Raw genomic sequence first — 18,957 nt, 5'->3', positions numbered from 1 at the left:
TTCCACACTGTCCTTGCCGATGTTCTTCACCGCCACGCTGGCGTCGCCGACCTTGAAGGTGGCGTTGTTGCCGTAGGTTCCCACCACGGGCTTGGCAGGCGACATATAGATGTCGGTGCAGCTGTCGGTGGCAAGTTCGCGCACATGCACATTGTTGTCGGCGTCGATCTTGTCCACGACCACCCAGGTGCGGCCCACGCTGGACACGTTGTGCCCGTAGTCGAAGCGGGAGAGGTTGTTCTTTTCGTCAGGCACGGTATGGCCCACGGGCTGGTTGGAGCCCTTCACCAGGCCGCCGTCGGCGGCATCATTGGTGATGCTGGTGCCTACCTTCACGGGGAAAGAAGAACCGTAGTAGTTGCCGGTGGTCTTCACGACCTTGAACACGGCTTCCTTGCCGTCGGCCAGACCATAGGTCGTCCACCCTTCCACAGAGGAAAGTTCCCAGCCGCGGGACTTGTCCGCGTTGCTGGTGATGATGTCGCCCTTCTTCATGACCACATCACGCACGATGTCGCGGACATAGCGGTCCACGATGACGCGGTAGGTGTCGCCGGCCATGGTGATGGGTTCATTGTCGAAGGGATACCAGTTGCTGGAACGGGCAGTGGTGTACAGGCCTTCGGAAGGAATGATGATCTTTCCGTCTTTGATGTAGCTCTGACGAATGACAATGCCGTCGTTGATGGTGCGTTCGAGGCCAAGCATGGTCTTTTCGTGACGGTTGTTCACAAGACCGATGAGTTTGGCCACCACGGCGGCGTTGCTCGCAGGAGACTTCATGGCCGCGCTGCCGTCGGCAGGGGCCACTCCAGCCAGAGCTACTCCGTTCAGGCTTGCGGCAAGCAGCAGAGCAAGAGACAGCTTGCCGAGGCCCTTGAGAGCACTCATGTTCATATAGAACTCCTTGGAATGATACATTCCGGCCCGAAGGCGACATTTACAGAGACGTTCTGCGCCATCTCGCAGACACGCCGTTCGGGAAACAACGATTTCCCATGAAATCCCGGAATGTTGACAGTAAATTCAGCCCTCCGCGCCTTTGCGGAGGGGAAGATGAGGATGCGATCAGCAGTTGCAGTCGAAGCTGGCAACGCCTTCGATTTCAAAGTGTTCGTTGATCTGCTTGATCTTGGTGTCGGTGATGCCTTCCACTTCCTTCAGCTCTTCGTAGCTCGCGAAGTCGCCGACGTTCTCGCGGTATTCCACGATCTTTCTGGCAAGATCGGCGCCGATGTTGGGATCAGCAGCGAGTTCTTCTTCGGTGGCGCTGTTCAGATTGGCTTTTTCAGCGGCGAAGGCGGTGCCGGTAAGGCAGAGGGCAGCAACGGCAAAGCAGGCAAGAATACGCTTGATATCCATGACACATTCTCCTGAAAAATAAAGGTGGAAAATTGTTAGACGTCGTTTATCCACTTGTTCCCGAATTGTCAAGTTCGCGTAACAACGCTTCACGCAGGGGCCTTATTTTTCAACGCCGTTCCCCCTTGAACCCGACAAAGGGAGCCGCTTGGCTGTACCCTATCATTTTTCGCACCGTTTGTGAAGCCCCCGCATCGTTTCAGGCCGGGAGAACCGGCGGAGGACAGAAGGTGAAATCTTCCGGGCGGATGAACACCCATACCGCCTTTTTCCCTTCCGCGCCGAGTGCCGCAGCACGTTCTCCGGAAAGAACGGCGCAGAATTCATGTCCGCCCTTCTCCAGCCTGACCATGACGCGGGCCTCGTCGCCGCTTCTGAGAATATCGACGATACGGGCGCAGAAACAGTTTTCCTCCTCCGCCCGTTCCGGCAGCAGCTGTACCTGCAGCGAACGCACGGACACGCAGACTTCCCTGAGTTCCGGTATCTTCATGCGGGCAAGCGTGCGGGTGGAACAGCGTACCGCAAAGGCGATGCCCGACGAAGCGACGATGTCCACAAGGCTGGAAAACTCCCCCTTGCGGACAAGAACCGGTCTTCCGCTCACGATGTTGTGCCGCCCCGTCTGGCGCGAATCCTCCCACAGGCGGAACGCATCGCAAAGCTGTTCCGTCTCCCTTCCGCCGAGTTTCCACCCGCCTCCCCGGCCGAGAAAAAGCTCCACCGTGGGAAGGGGCACGCCCTGACGCAGCAGTTCCTGTTCCCGGAAATTGCGTATGTCCGTGGGGTTCATGCCGCAGAGTCCGGCCTCTTTCGCCCGCAGCGTGAAAATACGCCGCACATAGCCCTGATCGAGCCGGCAGAGCCTGCCCCGCTCCCGCACGTTGCAGGGCGCTTCGCAGAGCTCCAGAATTTTCTTCAGCCCGGTACGCGGCAGGGGCACCACTCTTTCCCATTTGCCCCGCACATGAAGCAGGCCGCCTGATCCGTCGATATCGGCCGTATCGTCCACGGCCAGGGCTTCCCCGAGGCGCAGCCCCGCAACGCGGACAAGCAGACACACCAGCAGCACTCTTGAACGCGAGCACTGCTGCACGGGCCTTCCGGCCCCCTCATACCACCGGTAGAAGGCCTGAAGAAAGGCTCTTACCTGCCCCTCTTCAGGAACGCTTCCCCCGGAAAACACTTCCTGTCTTTCCGGCATCGTTTTTCTCCGCCCGCGAGGCTATCAGAAGCAATCACGATTTTCCAGAAAAAAGGACTCTGTTGGGGGACTCCCCGGAACATGCTATCTTGCACCATTGCCCTCTGCCGCCCACAAGCCGGGCGGCGCCTTTCCTATCCTTAATATAGGAATATCATCAACCGGGCCGCCTGCGAAAAGAAGCGGCCATGCGAAACGGATGCATCATGAACATAGGCAATCATACGTTCAACGAGTTCAAGTCTCTGGCGGAACGCTTCCACGGATACGCCGCCCCCGGCCTGCTTCTGGGCGGCTACATGGTGGCGCTTGCGAAAAAGCATCTGCCGGAAGGCACGCTCTTCGAGGCCATTTCCGAAACGCGCAAATGTCTGCCCGATGCGGTACAGCTGCTTTCCCTGTGCAGCATGGGCAACAACTGGGTCAAGGTGCGCAATCTGGGGCGTTATGCCGTCACCTTGTACGACAAGTACACCGGCAAGGGCGTGCGCGTGAGCGTGGATCTCAAAAAACTGGAAGCCTGGCCGGAATATTACAGCTGGCTCATGAAGAAAAAGCCCAAGAAGGAGCAGGATGAAAAACAGCTTCTTCTGGAAATAGAAGATGCGGGCGACAGCATCTGCCGCGTGGAAGAAGTGACCGTGCATTCCGGGCTTCTGGGTCACGCGCCTACCGGCGCCGTATCCGTATGCCCCGTATGCGGGGAAGGCTACCCCTCTGCCGACGGTCCCATCTGCCGCGCCTGTCAGGGAGAAAACTATTATGATGCCGGACGCAGGCCCGAAGCGGAAGGCGCCGCTTCCACAAGGGTGCGCGTGGTTTCCGCGGAAGAGGCCGTGGGCAAGGTGCTTGCCCATGACATGACGCGCATCGTGCCCGGCGAATTCAAGGGCAGCGCCTTCACCGCCGGACAGACGGTGAGCCCCGGCGACCTGTGCCGGCTTCAGCAGATAGGCCGCTTCGACGTGGCCGTGGTGGATGAGGAAGCCGCCCCCTCGCCGAAGGGCGCGCCCGCCCATGAAAACGAGGCCGCCGAAGCCTTTGCCCGCCGCATGGCCGGGCCCGGCGTACGCTATGCCCTGCCCCCCCGCGAAGGGAAAATCGACTTTGTGGCCGACTGTTCCGGTCTGCTTTCCGTGGATGTGAAGAAGCTGGAGCGCTTCAACCTCGTGCCCGAGGTGATGTGCGCCTCCCGGCAGGACGCCACGCTGGTACAGGAAGGCAAGAAAATTGCCGGAACCCGGGCCATTCCCCTGTTCCTCAGCCGGGAACACATGGGGCAGGCCCTTTCCGTGCTCGGCGAAGAGCCTCTGTTCACGGTCACGCCGCTGCGCCGCGCCCGCATGGGCATACTGGTCACGGGCACGGAAGTGTTCAACGGCCTCATTGAAGACAAATTCATCCCCGTCATGAGCGAAAAGGCCAGGCAGTACGGCTGCGACGTGCTGCGTACCGCCATTGTTCCCGACAACAGATCAAAGATTGCCGCCGAAGTGAAGAACATGCTGGATGCCGGAGTGGATCTTCTTGTGACCACGGGCGGCATGTCGGTGGACCCCGGCGACGTGACCCGGCCCGCCCTGCTGGATGCGGGGCTTACGGATATGCTGTACGGCATGCCGGTTCTGCCCGGAGCCATGGCCATGGTGGGCCGCATCGTCACTCCGGCGGGCGACGTGCAGGTCATGGGGGTTCCCGCCTGCGCCCTGTTCTTCAAGAACACGGTGTTCGACCTGCTCCTGCCCCGCCTTCTGGCGGGCCGGCGCATCACCCGCGGGGAACTTGCGCGCATGGGAGAAGGCGGCTACTGCCTGACCTGCCCGGTGTGCACCTTCCCCAAATGCGGCTTCGGTAAATAACAGGCCTCTCCGGCGGCTGCCTCAGGCGGCCGCCCGGAACGATATGAACGCCTCCGCCTTTCCGGCGGAGAAAGAGGTATGCGATGACCGGTCTTGTTCTGGCAGGGGGGCGTTCCTCCCGCTTCGGAAGCGACAAATCCCGCGCCGTGCTCCACGGCGGAACGGAAGACATGCTGCTGTGGACCGTTTCGCTGCTGGATTCTCTGCCGGACACGGAGCGCGTTGCCATCTCCTGCCGCCCCGATCAGGTGCAGAAGCTGCAGAGCACGGGCATTCCGCTCATTCCCGATGAAGCTTCCGGCGATCCCACCCCCCTGCGCGGACTTGTGGCGGCACTCAGAACCACAAAGGACGCCCTGCTTGTCCTGCCCTGCGACCTGCCCCTCATGCGGGCGGACATTCTTTCCGTACTGCTCCGGGCAAGGGAACAGTGCCTGAACCGGAACAGCATGCCCGGCCTTCTGCGTACCACCTTTGTTCATGCCGACGGGCACGCGGAACCTCTGGCGGCCATCTATGAGGCCCCGGCGCTTCCGTATCTGGAAGAAGCGCTGTGCCGGGGGCGCTTCGGCGTATACGGCGCCCTGCCTGCCGGGAGCAGTCTGCTTGTGCCCTGCCCCGACGAAACGGCCTTTCTGAACATGAATACCCCTGAGGAGCGGGAACGCGCCCTCTCCCTTCTGAAAACACGCGCGTCGTGAAACGGCCCGCATGTTTTTCCTTCTTCCGGCACGAAAAAAGGCCCCCTGTCTGCGGCAGAGGGCTTTTTTTTTACGCTTCTTTTTCTCCTACGCCAGAATGAGCCTTGATTTTCCCTCCCGCAGGGGCAGCACCCGGCCCACGAAAAAGGCCGGTTCCCCCAGAGCGGCAAGGCGTTCACAGGCTTCCTCGCGCCGCGCTTCGGGCACGGCCAGGAGAAGCCCGCCGGAAGTCTGGGCGTCAAAGGCCAGGGTGGCGCGCAGTTCGTCGGCATTTTCCGAAACGATGGTGCGGCAGGCGCAGTAATCGCGGTTGCGGTAGGTGCCTGCGGGAATAAGTCCGCAGGAGGCGAAATCCTCCACCTGCGGCATGAACGGCAGAAGACTGGTTTCCAGCTCCACGCATACGCGGGAACCCCGGGCCATTTCCAGCACATGCCCCCCGAGGCCGAAACCGGTGATGTCCGTGGCGGCCTTCAGTCCCATGGCGCGTATCACTTCCGCACCGTGGGCGTTCAGTCTCGTGGTCCAGCGGTACATTTCCCGTTCCGCCTCATCGCCGCCGGGCCAGCGGGCCTTGATGGCCGTGGCCAGCACTCCCGTGCCCAGGGGCTTGGTAAGAATGAGCGCATCCCCCACCTGCAGCGCGTCGTTCTTCGTGGCGCGCCCGGGGTCCACCACACCTGTGACGGAAAGGCCGAACTTGATCCATTCATCATCCAGCGTATGCCCGCCCGCAAGCACGGCTCCGGATTCGGCCACCTTTTCCATGGCACCGGAAAGAATGTCCGCCAGCACGGACATGGGCGTATCCGACTCCGCCGAAGGCGAAGGAAAGGCCGCGATGTTCATGACCGACCAGGGCTGACCGCCCATGGCGTACACGTCGGAAAGGGCGTTGGCCGCGGCCGTCTGCCCGAACAGGCGCGCATCGTTGCCGATGGGGCCGAGAATATCCACGGTCTGCACCAGCGCAAGCCCTGCAGGCGGTGCCTTGATGAGCACGGCATCCTCATTGTTGGAAAAACCGTGCAGAATGCGGCCTTCCCTGTCGGGCGGCGGCGTCATGTCGGCAAGTATCTGCTCCAGCAACGCCGGAGAAGCCTTCGCCGCTCAGCCGGCGCCCTTCGTCTTGTCCATAAGGCAGTATGTCGCCATGGGATCTCCTTTGCAGGCCGTTTTCCGGCGCGGAGTCCCGTGCTCCGGCCGGCGTGGCCCGTAATGTTCCTGAAGCGCTCTCTGCGCGCCTTCATGAAGGGAAAGGCGCGCAACGTCCATGATGTTTCAGCAGGGCTTTGCCAGTCCCCCGCCTATGAAGGGCATGAAGGCGGCAATGCCCGTCGCAGGCGTGGGATTCGTGAGTTCTCCCGTGCGCCTTGCGCTCTGCGCGGCCAGAAGGCAGGCTTCCTTCAGGGGAACCCCGGCCGAGGCAAAGGCGGTGAGCAGCCCCGTGACCAGATCGCCCGTGCCTCCCACCGGCTCCATGAAGGGCAGGCAGGGATCTTCCACACGGCCGCATACCCGGCCTTCCTCCACCACCATGTCCACGGCCCCCTTGACCAGCAGAAAACGCGCGCTGTCGCCGTGATCCCAGGCAAGGCGTGCCAGTTCCGGCACATCCCTGTCCCCGGCAAGAAGAAAACCCCGGGTATAGAACGGGTGCGGGGCCTTTTCGTCCGCCAGAAAGGCCAGTTCCCCGGCATCGGGCGTGAACACGTCGTAGCGCGAGGCATAGCCGCTCATTTTCGCGGCGTACATGAAGCCCGCATCCGCAATGAGGGCGGGAACGGGCCTTCCGCGTTCCTCCAGCGCCATGAGTATGCGGTTGTGCCCGTCCACGCTGGGGAAAAGATAGTGGAAGGTAAGCCCGGCCAGATCCGCGGAGTCCGGGCTCTGCAGCCACGAGGAAAGAAAGGCATAGAGCCTTCCGCTTCCCGTGGAGGAACCGCAGTCTCCGGCAAGCAGCACGGAAGGAGGCTCCCCTCCCATGGCCTCAAGGGCCAGAACGGCCGCCGCCGCAAGGGCGGGCGTTCCCCGCTCCACGGGCACGGAAGGCACAAACGCTTCCTCCCCGCACACCGTCACGTTTTCAGGAACAAGCATGTTCCCTTCCACCTTCCATGTGCCCATGCACAGAGGAAAGGCGTCATCCGGCACGGTACCGCATATCAGCCAGCGCATGACGAACCTCCCCCGGCATTATTCCACAGGCGGCGCGCTTCCAGAAAGGCCTTCTGCAGCGCATAGGCGCAGAGCGTGTGCCCCTGAACGCGCGGCTCCTCCGCCCCGCGTATGTCCTGCCCCACCAGCAGGGAGGCCAGATAGGGCACGTCGGGACAGCCGCCGCCGGAAACGTTGACGATGCGCCCGGAAGAGCGCTCCACGGTGATCTTCACATTGGCGGCCTGCACCATGAACCAGTCGCCGTAATCCTTCACACGAAAAAGGGAAACCGGCTCCAGCATGGGGCCGCTTACAGGCACCACGGCCATGGGGCTGAGCCTTTCCCCCTCAAGAACACGCCTTACGGCCGATTCCATGAGCAGAGGAAAGGTCACCACCATGTCGCACCCGGTGCGGAGTTCCGGCGGAGGCCCCTTGACCTCCACCGGAAAACCGGCCGCCTGGAGACGGCGTTCCGCCTGTATGACCTCTCCGGTATGCTGGAAGACCAGAAAGCCCTTTTCCACACCGTGAGCTTCCGGGGCCTTGCCGCCACGCCGTTTCCACCAGCCGGTGATACGTTCAAGCATTACTTGCGAAGCTCCAGACGGACGATGCCGTCGCCTTCTTCCCGGGCCTCCACCTTCCAGCCGTTCTTGGCTGCGGCACGGCTCACATTTTCCTGACTTGTGGTGTTGTCCACAAGCACGTCCACAGGTTCCGAGCCGGAAAGATGAGGATAGACCATAAGAACGGGCTGGGGGCAGGAAAGCCCGCGCGTATCAATGAGCATAGCTGTCTCCTTTTGTTGTCAGGCCTTTCTGGAAAAGGCAAAACCGATGAACAGGCACAGAACAAGTCCGATGATGGTGGCCTGCGCGCCGTACGCGCCTATGCCCGCGGCGGAGCTGGCCGTACCGAGGTTGTGCGCCATGGCCGCGCCCACCAGCATGCCGAGGGCGAACACGGCGGCGTCGCTGTCGCCTTCACCGGCCATGAAGAGCTGTCTGCCGGGGCAGCCGCCGGCAAGGGCGAAGGCCAGGCCCGCGGTCACCATGCCGAGGAAGTTCCAGAGCCCGTCGGTATGGGCCACAGGCTGATTCTCGAACCCGGCATGGAAGCCGCCGGTGAGCATGTTGGCCACGATGGCCGCCACGAACATGGCCGCCACACCGAAAAAGAGGTGCGCGTAACGGAAGAGGATGAGGTCACGGAAGGCGCCCATGGTGCAGAAGCGGCTGCGCTGCGCCAGCGCACCGATGACGAGGGCCACGCCGAAGGAAAGCAGGAAGGGCGCGTGTGCGGCGCCCGGGCCGCTCTGGGAATAGAAGAGCGGGCCGCTCTGCGCCTGTCCGGGCACCTGCGGGAAGGCAAGGTAAAGGCCCAGCATGCCCGCCATGATCAGGGGGAAGAGCCAGCCTGCGGCCGGATTCTGCTTCACGCTGCTCCCCAGGGAATAACCGCGCTTGAAGAAGAAGGTACCCCCGGCGATGCCGCAGACAAGACCGGCAAGACCGAACAGCGCGTTGCCGTCGCCGCCTGCGAGGCGGAGAATGGTGCGCCACGGGCAGCCGAGGAAGACCAGCGCGCCCACGGCCGCGATCATGCCGAGCACGAAGCGCACCAGGGGCGAGGAACCGCCGCGGGGACGGAATTCACCCACGGCCAGGGACATGCCCAGGGAACCGAGCACGAAGCCGATGATTTCAGGGCGGATATACTGCACGATGGCCGCGCGGTGCAGGCCGAGACCGCCCGCGATGTCGCGTTCAAAGCAGGCCACGCAGATGCCCATGTTGGCGGGATTGCCGAATTTCTGCAGCAGAATGGCTGCAACGCCGATGATCGCGCCGACAACAATGATGCCGGCCGTACTGGCAAAGGGGTTCTTGCCGTTCATGGAAAGGCTCCTCCATAAGAATGTGTCACAACTGCCATGCCGCAATCCCGTGCGGCGTCATCCGTGTACCCTGCACGGCGGCGGAAGGAAGAGCCTTGATTCAGGCGGAAAACGTCATGCGCGCCCGAAGAGAGTCCAGGGAACTTCCAGTTCCGCCGAACCCGGGCGTCAGGTACCGCCGCAGAAGAAAACTTCTGCGGAAGACGCGGACAATATCCGCTCTGTATACCCGATTGCGAACATGGTTTCCCCTGACATGATTTTCCTCATCTATACCCCGAGGCATACCCCCTTGCAAGAAAAATATGCCCGGCACGCATGCCTGAAGGCATTTCTGCGCCCCTCTTGCGGGGCCGCTTCCGGGGTGATACAGCAGAAGACCTGTGCAGGAGGTACTATGGCGTCTTTACTCACCCGCTCCGGAAAGGGGGCCGCGGCATGGGCCGCCTTCCGCGTCACCCTGCCCATACTGGTGGGCTTCGGTTTTTGCGGTTTTTCCTACGGGCTTTACATGCACTCTCTGGGCTTTGCTCCCATCGTGCCCGTCATCATGGCCACGGTGATTCTCGCGGGCTCTCTGGAATTCATCATGGCCGGCATGCTCACCGGCCCCTTCGCCCCGTTCACCGCCTTTGCCGTGGGCCTTGTGGTCAATGCAAGGCACCTTTTTTACGGCATCGCCATGCTGGAACCGTATCGTGAGACGAAGGACTGGAGAAAGCCCTACCTCATCTGCGGGCTCATCGACGAAACCTTTTCCATCCTCGGTTCCGAACCCGTGCCGGAAGGCATAGACAGGCGCTGGTATTACTTCTTCGTCACGCTTTTCAACCATGCCTACTGGGTATGCTCCACCGCCGTCGGCGCCTTTTTCGGAAGCTCCCTGCCCTTCAGCACCGAAGGCATGGAATTCGTGCTTCCCGCCCTGTTCCTCGCCATCTTCACGGGAAGCTGGCAGAAGGAAACGCATCATGCCCCCACTCTGGCGGGGCTTGCCATCACCTTTGTCTGCCTGCTGGCCTTCGGGCCGGAATATTTTCTCCTGCCGTCCATGGCGTGCATCGTTCTTTTCCTCCTTCTCTTCCGCAGAAAACTCTCTTCCTCCGCCGGAGAACAGGCATGACCACTCTTCAGGCAGCCGTCATGGTGGCCCTCGCCGCCCTTGCCACACAGATCACCCGCTGGACGCCCTTTCTGCTTTTCCGCCGGAAAACGCCGAAGTTCATTCTCTATCTCGGCACGGTACTGCCCCCGGCCATCTGGGGCATGCTTGTGGTGTACTGTTTCCGCAACGGAACACTGACCGGGGCAGGCAGCGGCGTGCCCGAAGTGCTTGCGGCCGCCGCAACCGTGCTGCTTCAGTTATGGAAACGCAACATGGCCCTCACCATTGCGGGCGGTACCCTCTGCTACATGCTTCTGGTGCAGCTCGTCTTTCCGCACTGATAACGAAAGCGGCCTGCGCCGCCCGGGGAACTTTTTCATGACCACAAAACGTCTGCTCTGCTTCGGCGATTCCAACACCTACGGCTGGAAGGCCTCACTTCAGGGACCCGCGCGCCGCTATCCTCCCTCCCTGCGCTGGACGGGGAGGCTTGCCCACCTTCTCGGCCCCGGCTGGGAAGTGGTGGAAGAAGGACTCGGGGGGCGCACCCTGCGCGATCATTTCATTGTGGGCAGCGGCCTCGCCGTACCCGGCGCGGGACTCTGCGCGGAAGACTATCTGCCCGCATGCCTGCTCTCGCACCTGCCTCTCGACGCCGTCATCATCATGCTGGGCAGCAACGACATGAAATGCGCCCTGAACCGCACGGCGGAAAGCATTGCCGAGGGCATGGGAAAGCTTGTGGACCTGGTGCTTTCCTTCCCCTGGGAGGAGGTGCTCAGCTACCCTCACCCCGCCCTCATCATCGTTTCTCCCCCCTATATCGGCGAGCGCAAGATGAGCCTTGCCGGAGAGCGCTACCGGGGCGCGCCGGAAAAATCCCGCGCCCTTGCGGCCCTGTACCGGAAGATAGCCGAAGAAAAAGGCGCAACCTTTGTGGACGCGGCCCATGTGCTGGGGGGCGAGCCCTTCGGTGAAGCCCATGGAGAGGACGGCATGCATCTCAATGAAGACGATCACGCCGCCCTTGCCCTGGCCTTCCGGGAAACGCTGCTCGAACTTTTTCCCCACAGTGCATGAGCGCGTCTTCCGGGAACGCGGTTTCGGATTCTCACCCCCATATTGCAAAATATCCCTCTGCTGCAACAGTTTGAAACGTGACAAACATTCCCCTGCCGCCTATAGATGAATCCATACCGCACCTCTCACCCCTGCACAAAGGAATATACCATGAACAAGAAAACCCTCTCCCTTTCCCTGCTCTCCCTGGCCCTCCTCGCCTCCGTCCCTGCCGTTGCCTCGGCCCGTCCCCATTATGACGACGGCGGCAGACATTACGGCTATCACCGCATGGCCTCCTGCCCGGCGGCCGACCTGAGCCAGGAACAGATCGCCCAGATGGACAAGTTCCATGAAGAACACCGCGCCGCCGTCGCGCCCCTGTACGATCAGCTCATGGAAAAGAGACTGGAACTGCGGGCCCTTTCCCCCAATCCCAACGTCAAGCCCGAGGAACTGAAGGCCCTCAGCGCCGAAATCGCCTCGCTGCATGCAAAGATCCGCACCATCAACGATGAATTTTACGCGAACATGTCCAAGGCCGGCCTGCCCTGCGGCGACTACGGCTGCGCCTGGCACGGTTCCCGCGACGGATACGGCTATGGTTACGGTCACGGCCACGGCCGCCACGGCTGCTGGCGCTGAGCCGGACAGGAAAACGCCCGTTTTCCGCCTCCCTTGCCGTTCACACCCCTTCATCGTATGATGGAGGGGTGTCTTTGTTTCCGGGCCCGTGCCCGTGCCTTTTTTCCAGGGAGTCTTGTATGAAACTGAAGGAACTCATCACCAGCGCACGCACCTGCCGCCGCTTCAAGGGGGAAAAACACCTTTCCTCCGAAACACTGGCGGAACTTGTGGATCATGCCCGTCTTTCCGCCTCGGCCCGCAACATGCAGGTCATCCGCTTCATCACCGTTGCCGACAGGGAAAACTGCGAGCGCCTGAACAGCCTTGTGGTCATGGGCGGAGCGCTTACGCCCGAACAGCGCGCCACCGACAGGCAGCACCCCGGGGGCTTCATCGTCATCGCGGGGCCGGACAAGATGGATGATTTCGCCATGATGGATGTGGGCATCGCCGCACAGAGCATCAACCTTGCCGCCTGCGAGGCGGGTCTTGCCTGCTGCATGATCGGCGCGGTGAAGAAGGAAGAGGCCGCCGCCCTGCTCGGCCTGCCCGAAGGCATGCAGGTCAGACTGGTGCTGGCCCTGGGCGAGGCGGATGAAAAACGCCGCATCGTGGAACGCAGAAGCGACGGCAAACTCACCTATTACCGCGACGAGAACGACGAACACTGCGTGCCCAAGATCACCCTTGACGAGGCCATACTCCTGAAGAAATAATCCCGTGCAGCATGAGGCGCAGGCGAAAGCCTGCGCTTTTCTGCGCCCTCACATTCCGACAGCCCGCGAACGGCGCCCGGGGCGGAAAGCCCGCGCCTTCCGCGGGCTTTCTGGTGCCCGAAGTTCTCATGGCATTTTTTTAAAAAACGTGTTACTCCCTCTTCGTAACACGCTTTATTTTTTCGTGTTACGATTTCTGTTCCAGGAGACTGCATGAAAGCACCCCTTTCCCTTGCGGCAGCGGCACTGACCCTGCTTGTTTCCACAGCACAGGCCAGAGTCATTGTCGACATGCGCGGCAAGGCCGTGACCGTTCCCGACAATCCCGCCTCCGTAGCCACCATCGACGACGGATTCATCGAGGGCGTCATGACGCATCTCGGGGTCATCAACCGCGTCAAGGTCATAGGCTCCTGGTCCATGAAAAGGGATTACCGCTATACCATTCCCTCCCGTTCAGGCGAAAGCCGTGAATACCGGGGATGGAACACCATGAAATATCTGCATCCCTGGCTGGATGACCTTCCCTGCGTCAATTCCCCGCAGGGAAACATCATAAGCTATGAAACGCTGGCCCTTGCCGCGCCCGACGTGGTGCTTCTGCGCGCAGGCGACACCACCGTGGGCACGGACAAGGAAAAAGTACAGAAAACGGCGGACACCATAGAGGCTCTGGGCCTTCCGCTCCTGGTGCTCTATTCCCCCACATGGTTCCGATCCTCGGATCTGTCCGGCATGAAGACGGAAGCCGGCATCATCGGGGAACTCTTCGGGCAGAAGGAAAAGGCCGAGGCCCTGATCGACAGGCTGGCGGAAACGGAAGATCTGATCCGCCGGCGCACGTCCTCCGTTTCCGAGGAGGAAAAAGTTTCCGTGCTGCTTCTCGGGCTTCGCCCCGACGTGCGGAAAAAGGGCGGAGCCGGTTCCGTGCACGGCAGAGACACACCGGAATCCTATATTGTGGAACAGATCGTCCATGCCCGGAACGCCTTTCAGGGCAACGGCACGGGCGTGCCCATGAGCGCGGAACAGGTCTATGCCTGCGACCCGGACGTCATCATCCTGCCCACGGCCAACGGCTACCACCCCCCGCAGGAACTGTGCGAAGCGCCCTATTATGAAAACCTTCAGGAACTTCGCGCCGTAAAAAACGGCCGTGTCTACGCCCTGCCCTGGTCGCCCATGAACGCCTCAAGGCGTGTGGAATATCCGCTGGACATGCTCATCATTGCCAAGGCCGCCTACCCGGAACGCTTTGCCGACATCAGCGTGTACGACTTCGCCCTGCGCTTTTATCAGGACATCTACGGCGTGAGCGAGGAAACGGCCCGGGGGCTGCGCAGCACGCAGCTTCTCGACTGGATGGCCGAAAGCGGCTTCTAGGCCGCCTCTGCCGCGCCCCGGGAAAGCACGGGGCCCCGGCAAAAAGTCCGTACTTTTTCCCGTAGAAGGAACACGATGAAAACATTCCGTATTCCCCTTGCCGTTCTTCTCTGCTGCGCGCTTGCGGCGGCCTTTTTCCACGCCCTGCTCGCGGGGGAATACGCCCTCGACATCAGCGACGCGCTGCATACCCTTGCCGCGCATCTGGGCCTTGGCGACGGCACGGTGCAGAAAACGCACGACATCATCCTCTGGCGCATACGCCTCCCCCGGCTGCTGCTTGCCGTGCTTACGGGCATGGCCATGGCCGTTTCCGGCGCGGTGTATCAGGGGTGCTTCCGCAACCCGCTGGTGGAACCGTACATTCTGGGCGTTTCGGCTGGCGCTTCCTGCGGCGCGGCTCTTGCCATCGTGTTTCCGGCCATTTTTCCCGGCGGCCAGCTTTCCGCCTTTCTCATGGGCACGGCGGCCGTGCTTCTTTCCTTCTTCCTTGCCCGGAACAGGGGAGAAACGCCTCCCGTCACGCTGGTTCTTTCCGGCATCATCGTGGGTTCGCTCTTCTCCGCCTGCATCGGCATCATGAAATACCTCGCTTCCGACGTGGAGCTGAGGGAAATCACCTTCTGGATGATGGGCGGCTTCTATTATGCCACATGGGAGGACGTGTTCATCTGCGCCTGTGCGGTACTGCCCTGCATTGCTCTCCTCTTTGCCCTGGCCTGGAAGCTCAACATCCTTTCCCTGGGCGACGAGGAGGCCCGCAGTCTGGGTGTGCACCCCGACAGGCTGAGGGCGCTCTTCATCATTCTGGCCACCCTCGCCGCCTCGGTGTGCGTGTCCGCCGTGGGCATCATCGCCTGGGTGGGACTCATGATGCCCCATGCCGCCCGCATGCTCTTCGGCCCCGACAACCGGTGGGTCATCCCCGCTTCCGCCATACTCGGCGCGCTGTACCTGCTCTGCTGCGATACCCTGGCGCGCACGCTGACCGGGGCGGAAATCCCCATCGCCATCATCACCTCCATCGTGGGAGCACCCTATCTGCTCTGGCTGCTCCGCGCAAAAGGAAGGGAACTTTATGGTGCATGAGCCTGCCGCTTCCCTCACCGGCCTCTTTCCCGGACTTCTCTTTCACGGCGACGCAGGCCGGGGCCTGTTCTCCCGTCTTTTCCACGGCAGAACCGCACAGCGTGAGGACTGCCTCTTTTCCGACGATGCGGCGCTGGACATCCGCAGTCTGTCCTTTTCCTACGGCAGAAAAAGCATACTCCGCAAGGTGAGCCTCACGGTGCGCCCGGGAGAAATCTGCGGTCTTCTCGGCCCCAACGGCAGCGGAAAATCCACACTGTTCCGCTGCTGCATGGGCTTTCTGCATCCGCAGGAAGGCCATATTCACGTCCGGGGGGTGAACATCGCCCACATGCCCCCTTCGGAACTGGCCCGTCATGTGGCCTATGTGCCGCAGGAACACCGCCAGCCCTTCCCCTTTCTCGTGCGGGATATGGTGCTCATGGGCCGTTCCCCGCACATGACGGGCTGCTTTCCGGTGAAGAAAAACGATCTCGACATTGCAACAGGCGCCATGGAGCGCATCGGCATCAGCCATCTGGCCGACACGGCCTGCAATCAGCTCTCCGGCGGACAGCGTCAGCTTGTGCTCATCGCAAGGGCCATGGCGCAGCAGACGCCGCTCATCCTGCTCGACGAACCCACAAGCGCCCTGGACTTCCGCAATCAGCTCGCCGTATGGAAGGTGCTCCGGGAAGTGGCGGAACAGGGCGTGGCCGTACTCGTCTGCTGCCACGATCCGAATCACATTCTCTGGTTCTGCGACAGAGCGGCGGTTCTGCATCAGGGCTCCCTTCTTGTGGAAGGCCCGGCCCGGGAAGCTCTTGCGCAGGACACGCTCAGCAAGGTCTACGGCGGAGAATGCGTGCGCCTTTCCACCGCCTCCATGGACATGGTATGCCCGCAGAGGCCCTGACAAAACGCGGCGGGGAAACGCCCCTCCGGCCTTGTCCGGCACAAAGGCCAGGCACGGCTCCCCCGGCGGAATGATTGACGATGCGCCGCGAAAAGGCTTTAATGCAAAGCTACCAACAACACCATGAAGGAGAACGCATGTACGCCTCTGGCATAACACAGGAACTCATCGACAAGGCCGTGGCCTTCCACGGCCACTGGTGCCCCGGCATCAGCCGCGGCATCCGCGTGGCCGCATGGGTCATGGAAAACATGGGCACCGCTGCGGATGAGGAAATCGTGGCCGTTACCGAAACCGACATGTGCGCGGTGGACGCCATACAGGCCCTTGTGGGCTGCACCTTCGGCAAGGGGAATCTCATCTTCCGCGACCGCGGCAAGGTGGCCTTTTCCTTCTTCCGCCGCAGCGACGGGAAAAAAGTCCGTATCGTGGAAAAGGTCCGCGACGACGATATTTCCCGGCGCATGCAGGAAATCCGCAGGGAACTCACGGCGCAGAATCTTTCGGAATGGATACGCACCAAACTGGAAATAGAGCGCGAAAGACTCAGAAGAAAGGATATGGATTTTCTTCTTTCCGCGCCCTTTGAGGAACTCTTCGTCGTGGGCGAACCTTCCTTCGACATGCCGCCCATGGCCCGCCGGCTTCCCACCATTGTGTGCGAAGGCTGCGGCGAAGGCGTCATGGCCTCGCGCATACGCGAAGTCGGCGGCCGCCGGCTCTGCATCGACTGCGCGGAAAAACAGGCCTGATCGCGCCTCCGGGCAGTTTCGGGCATCATTCTCTGCGGGGCGGGAGCTTTTGCTTCCGCCCCGTGTCGTTTCATGCCGCTCCGCCCTCTTTTCCGGCATGGGCAGGCGGCCCGTTCTTCGGAAAAGCGCATAAAAAGCCGCGTCTTTCTTTTTCAGAAAAACGCGGCCTTCGGGCTCAGACCAGACTCAGCCCAGTATCTTTTCCAGATCTCTTGCCACGGGCAGGTCGGCGGGCAGCAGCCCGGGAAAACCGGCAAGTTCCCGCAAAGGAACCCAGCGCAGATCGTCGTGCACGGTAAGCGCCATCTCTCCGCTCCAGGAAAGCACGCGGTACACGCAAAGATGCACGGTGCCGAAATCGTACTCATGCCTGTTTTCCGTAAGGAATCCGCCTATCTTCGCCTCAATGTGCAGCTCTTCCCTCAGCTCGCGGGCAAGGCACTGTTCGTGCGTTTCCCCTTTTTCCAGCTTGCCTCCGGGGAATTCCCAGCTTCCCGCACAGCTCATGAAGGGCGCGCGCCGCATGATGAGGATGCGGCCCTGTTCAAAAAACACCGCGCCCATCACTTCCTTGGTCACCTTTTCCATACAAAGCCTCCTTTCATGCGGGCCGACCGCTCTTTTCCGCCATGCGCCTTTCCCGGCGGCGCACCACGACCATGTAACACACACTGATATACAACGCGCACAGCGTACATGTCACCGGTTCACAGAGACATACGCCCATATACCCCATGGAAGGCACCACGAAAAGCGCGAAAACGACATTGCCCGAAAGCTCCAGCGCGCCCTCGCCGAGGCTGAGCAGCCTTCCGCCCATGCCCTGCAGGGCGCAGCGCAGCACGATGAGCACGGCTATGCCCACATAGAAGGGGGCGTCCACTCTGAGATACTGTGCCCCGGCATACAGCACTTCCGCATTCCCGGAACCCGTGACGAGGCGCACCAGATCCTCGGCCCAGAGCCACACCACCACGTTGACGAGTCCCACCCAGACCAGAGCAAGGAAGAGCGCATGGCGCACGCCCTGCCGCGCCCTCTTCCACTGACCGGCGCCGATGTTCTGACTGGCAAAGGTGGAGGCCGTCACGCCCAGCGTGCCCAGCGCCAGCATGAATACGCTGTGGAAGCGCCGCGCCGTGATATATCCGCCCACGATGCCGGTGCCGAGATTGTTGATGGCCGACTGCAGGATCATGATGCCGATATCCACAAAGCACATCATGAGCCCCATGGAAAGCCCCGTGCCCAGCATCTGCCAGAACACGTTCCTGTCGGGCAGCCAGCGCGAAAGGGCCTTCTCCCCGCCCTGCCTTCTGCCGGGCCTCAGCTCCGGGCAGCGCACGGCCATATACCAGAGGCACAGCAGCACGGAAAAGCCTTCGGCAATGACGGTGGCCACGGCCGCGCCGGAAACGCCCATGCCGAAGCCGGCCACCAGCAGAAGATCAAGCCCGATGTTGCACAGCGCCGCCGCAAGAAGAAACATGAGGGGCATGAGGCTGTCGCCTATGCCGCGGAGCAGCCCCGAAAGCATGTTGTAGGCCAGAAGGACGGGCATACCCAGAAAAATGACGCGCAGGTACGAAACCGCCATGTCCAGAGCCGCATCCGGCGTATGCAGGGCGCGAAGCAGCGGCTCCACCGCAAGAAGGCCCGCAAGGGAAGTGAACAGGGAAAGCCCGGCCCAGAGCCACAGTGCGGCGGTCACGGCCCGACCCATGGTTTCCCTGTCCCGGCTGCCGTAGCAGCGCGCCACCACCAGAGAAAAACCGTTGGAAAGGCCGGAGGAAAGCCCCACCACCACGATGTACACCGCCACCGTGCAGCCCAGGGCGGCCAGGGCGTCGTCGCCGAGCACATGGCTCACCACGGCGAGATCGGCCATCTGATAGCCCTGCTGGAACACATTGCCGAGAAAAATGGGCAGGGCAAAAAGCACCATGCCTCTCAGGGGATTGCCCCGGGTCAGATCAATCTTCATGGGAAACGTCAAAAAAAAGCCCCCGCGCTTGTCGCAGGGGCTGAAAATAAAGCTGGCATCGGCCTACTTTCCCACGCAAGAATACGCAGTATCATGGGCGATGAAGCGCTTAACTTCCGAGTTCGGAATGGGATCGGGTGTACCCGCTTCTCTATGGACAC

21 protein-coding genes and 1 rRNA gene are annotated in these 18,957 nt (G+C 61.7%); 11 read left to right on the top strand and 11 right to left on the bottom strand.

Features of this window, described 5'->3' with window-relative positions; translation table 11 throughout:
• The 3 genes from Q0K07_RS10070 to Q0K07_RS10060 all read right to left on the bottom strand — a co-directional run.
• The coding region (locus Q0K07_RS10070; protein WP_294558893.1) for a hypothetical protein at window positions 1–897 on the bottom strand (897 nt) is incomplete at its 3' end.
• A gap of 171 nt (window positions 898–1,068) precedes the next feature.
• Window positions 1,069–1,362, bottom strand: a complete 294-nt coding sequence (locus Q0K07_RS10065; protein ID WP_077072629.1) for a helix-hairpin-helix domain-containing protein — start codon at window positions 1,360–1,362, stop codon at window positions 1,069–1,071.
• 199 nt (window positions 1,363–1,561) lie between these two features.
• A complete protein-coding gene (locus tag Q0K07_RS10060; protein WP_294558892.1) occupies window positions 1,562–2,566 on the bottom strand; it encodes a site-specific integrase in 1,005 nt (334 codons plus the stop codon).
• A 206-nt stretch (window positions 2,567–2,772) separates the two neighbouring features.
• On the opposite strand from Q0K07_RS10060, the gene Q0K07_RS10055 reads away from it, so the two are divergent.
• Both Q0K07_RS10055 and Q0K07_RS10050 read left to right on the top strand, forming a co-directional pair.
• Window positions 2,773–4,425 carry an FmdE family protein gene (locus tag Q0K07_RS10055; protein ID WP_294558891.1) on the top strand — a complete coding sequence of 551 codons (1,653 nt, stop codon included), beginning with the start codon at window positions 2,773–2,775 and terminating at the stop codon, window positions 4,423–4,425.
• Window positions 4,426–4,508: 83 nt separating this feature from the next.
• A complete protein-coding gene (locus tag Q0K07_RS10050; RefSeq protein ID WP_294558890.1) occupies window positions 4,509–5,126 on the top strand; it encodes a molybdenum cofactor guanylyltransferase in 618 nt (205 codons plus the stop codon).
• Window positions 5,127–5,213: 87 nt separating this feature from the next.
• On the opposite strand, the gene selD is transcribed toward Q0K07_RS10050, so the two are convergent.
• The 5 genes from selD to yedE form a co-directional block, all read right to left on the bottom strand.
• Window positions 5,214–6,281 carry a selenide, water dikinase SelD gene (selD, locus tag Q0K07_RS10045; RefSeq protein ID WP_294558889.1) on the bottom strand — a complete coding sequence of 356 codons (1,068 nt, stop codon included), beginning with the start codon at window positions 6,279–6,281 and terminating at the stop codon, window positions 5,214–5,216.
• Between the two features lie 126 nt (window positions 6,282–6,407).
• Complete coding sequence (locus tag Q0K07_RS10040; protein WP_294558887.1) at window positions 6,408–7,304, bottom strand: sugar kinase; 897 nt, start codon at window positions 7,302–7,304, stop codon at window positions 6,408–6,410.
• Window positions 7,292–7,876 (bottom strand): DUF3343 domain-containing protein, encoded by a 585-nt coding sequence (locus Q0K07_RS10035; protein WP_294558886.1) that lies wholly within the window; start codon window positions 7,874–7,876, stop codon window positions 7,292–7,294. The genes Q0K07_RS10040 and Q0K07_RS10035 overlap by 13 nt, the downstream gene beginning before the upstream one ends.
• Window positions 7,876–8,079, bottom strand: coding sequence for a sulfurtransferase TusA family protein (locus Q0K07_RS10030; RefSeq protein WP_294558885.1), 204 nt, complete (start codon window positions 8,077–8,079; stop codon window positions 7,876–7,878). Before Q0K07_RS10030 ends, Q0K07_RS10035 begins: the two co-directional genes overlap by 1 nt.
• Before the next feature lie 18 nt (window positions 8,080–8,097).
• Complete coding sequence (gene yedE, locus Q0K07_RS10025; RefSeq protein WP_294558884.1) at window positions 8,098–9,186, bottom strand: YedE family putative selenium transporter; 1,089 nt, start codon at window positions 9,184–9,186, stop codon at window positions 8,098–8,100.
• Window positions 9,187–9,583: 397 nt separating this feature from the next.
• Between yedE and Q0K07_RS10020 the strand changes: the two genes are divergently transcribed.
• The 9 genes from Q0K07_RS10020 to Q0K07_RS09980 all read left to right on the top strand — a co-directional run bounded on the left by Q0K07_RS10020 (window position 9,584) and on the right by Q0K07_RS09980 (window position 16,812).
• The gene (locus Q0K07_RS10020) at window positions 9,584–10,309 is read left to right on the top strand and encodes an AzlC family ABC transporter permease (protein WP_294558883.1); all 726 of its coding nucleotides are present in this window, start codon (window positions 9,584–9,586) and stop codon (window positions 10,307–10,309) included.
• On the top strand, window positions 10,306–10,632 hold the full coding sequence (locus Q0K07_RS10015) for a branched-chain amino acid transporter permease (RefSeq protein WP_294558882.1): 327 nt from the start codon (window positions 10,306–10,308) through the stop codon (window positions 10,630–10,632). The genes Q0K07_RS10020 and Q0K07_RS10015 overlap by 4 nt, the downstream gene beginning before the upstream one ends.
• Window positions 10,633–10,669: 37 nt before the next feature.
• Entirely contained in the window at window positions 10,670–11,371 is a 702-nt protein-coding gene (locus Q0K07_RS10010) for a GDSL-type esterase/lipase family protein (protein ID WP_294558881.1), read from the top strand.
• 150 nt (window positions 11,372–11,521) lie between these two features.
• Window positions 11,522–11,995: a periplasmic heavy metal sensor gene (locus Q0K07_RS10005; RefSeq protein WP_294558880.1), complete on the top strand. Its 474-nt coding sequence runs from the start codon at window positions 11,522–11,524 to the stop codon at window positions 11,993–11,995.
• 119 nt (window positions 11,996–12,114) lie between these two features.
• Entirely contained in the window at window positions 12,115–12,693 is a 579-nt protein-coding gene (locus tag Q0K07_RS10000; RefSeq protein ID WP_294558879.1) for a nitroreductase family protein, read from the top strand.
• 213 nt (window positions 12,694–12,906) lie between these two features.
• Window positions 12,907–14,076: an ABC transporter substrate-binding protein gene (locus Q0K07_RS09995; protein WP_294558878.1), complete on the top strand. Its 1,170-nt coding sequence runs from the start codon at window positions 12,907–12,909 to the stop codon at window positions 14,074–14,076.
• A gap of 75 nt (window positions 14,077–14,151) precedes the next feature.
• On the top strand, window positions 14,152–15,165 hold the full coding sequence (locus Q0K07_RS09990) for an iron ABC transporter permease (RefSeq protein WP_294558877.1): 1,014 nt from the start codon (window positions 14,152–14,154) through the stop codon (window positions 15,163–15,165).
• Window positions 15,155–16,060: an ABC transporter ATP-binding protein gene (locus tag Q0K07_RS09985; RefSeq protein WP_294558875.1), complete on the top strand. Its 906-nt coding sequence runs from the start codon at window positions 15,155–15,157 to the stop codon at window positions 16,058–16,060. Before Q0K07_RS09990 ends, Q0K07_RS09985 begins: the two co-directional genes overlap by 11 nt.
• 137 nt (window positions 16,061–16,197) lie before the next feature.
• Complete coding sequence (locus Q0K07_RS09980) at window positions 16,198–16,812, top strand: FmdE family protein (RefSeq protein ID WP_294558873.1); 615 nt, start codon at window positions 16,198–16,200, stop codon at window positions 16,810–16,812.
• 186 nt (window positions 16,813–16,998) lie between these two features.
• Here Q0K07_RS09980 and Q0K07_RS09975 read toward each other — a convergent pair whose 3' ends face one another.
• The 3 genes from Q0K07_RS09975 to rrf form a co-directional block, all read right to left on the bottom strand.
• The gene (locus tag Q0K07_RS09975; RefSeq protein ID WP_294558872.1) at window positions 16,999–17,400 is read right to left on the bottom strand and encodes a (deoxy)nucleoside triphosphate pyrophosphohydrolase; all 402 of its coding nucleotides are present in this window, start codon (window positions 17,398–17,400) and stop codon (window positions 16,999–17,001) included.
• 13 nt (window positions 17,401–17,413) lie between these two features.
• Entirely contained in the window at window positions 17,414–18,796 is a 1,383-nt protein-coding gene (locus Q0K07_RS09970) for an MATE family efflux transporter (RefSeq protein ID WP_294558870.1), read from the bottom strand.
• Window positions 18,797–18,846: 50 nt separating this feature from the next.
• Window positions 18,847–18,957, bottom strand: a 5S ribosomal RNA gene (gene rrf, locus Q0K07_RS09965); the annotation flags it as partial.

Source organism: uncultured Mailhella sp., from assembly GCF_944324615.1.
Lineage (GTDB): Bacteria > Desulfobacterota > Desulfovibrionia > Desulfovibrionales > Desulfovibrionaceae > Mailhella.
Note: the sequence above shows the minus strand (reverse complement) of the source record. Positions and strands in the feature narration are given on the sequence as shown.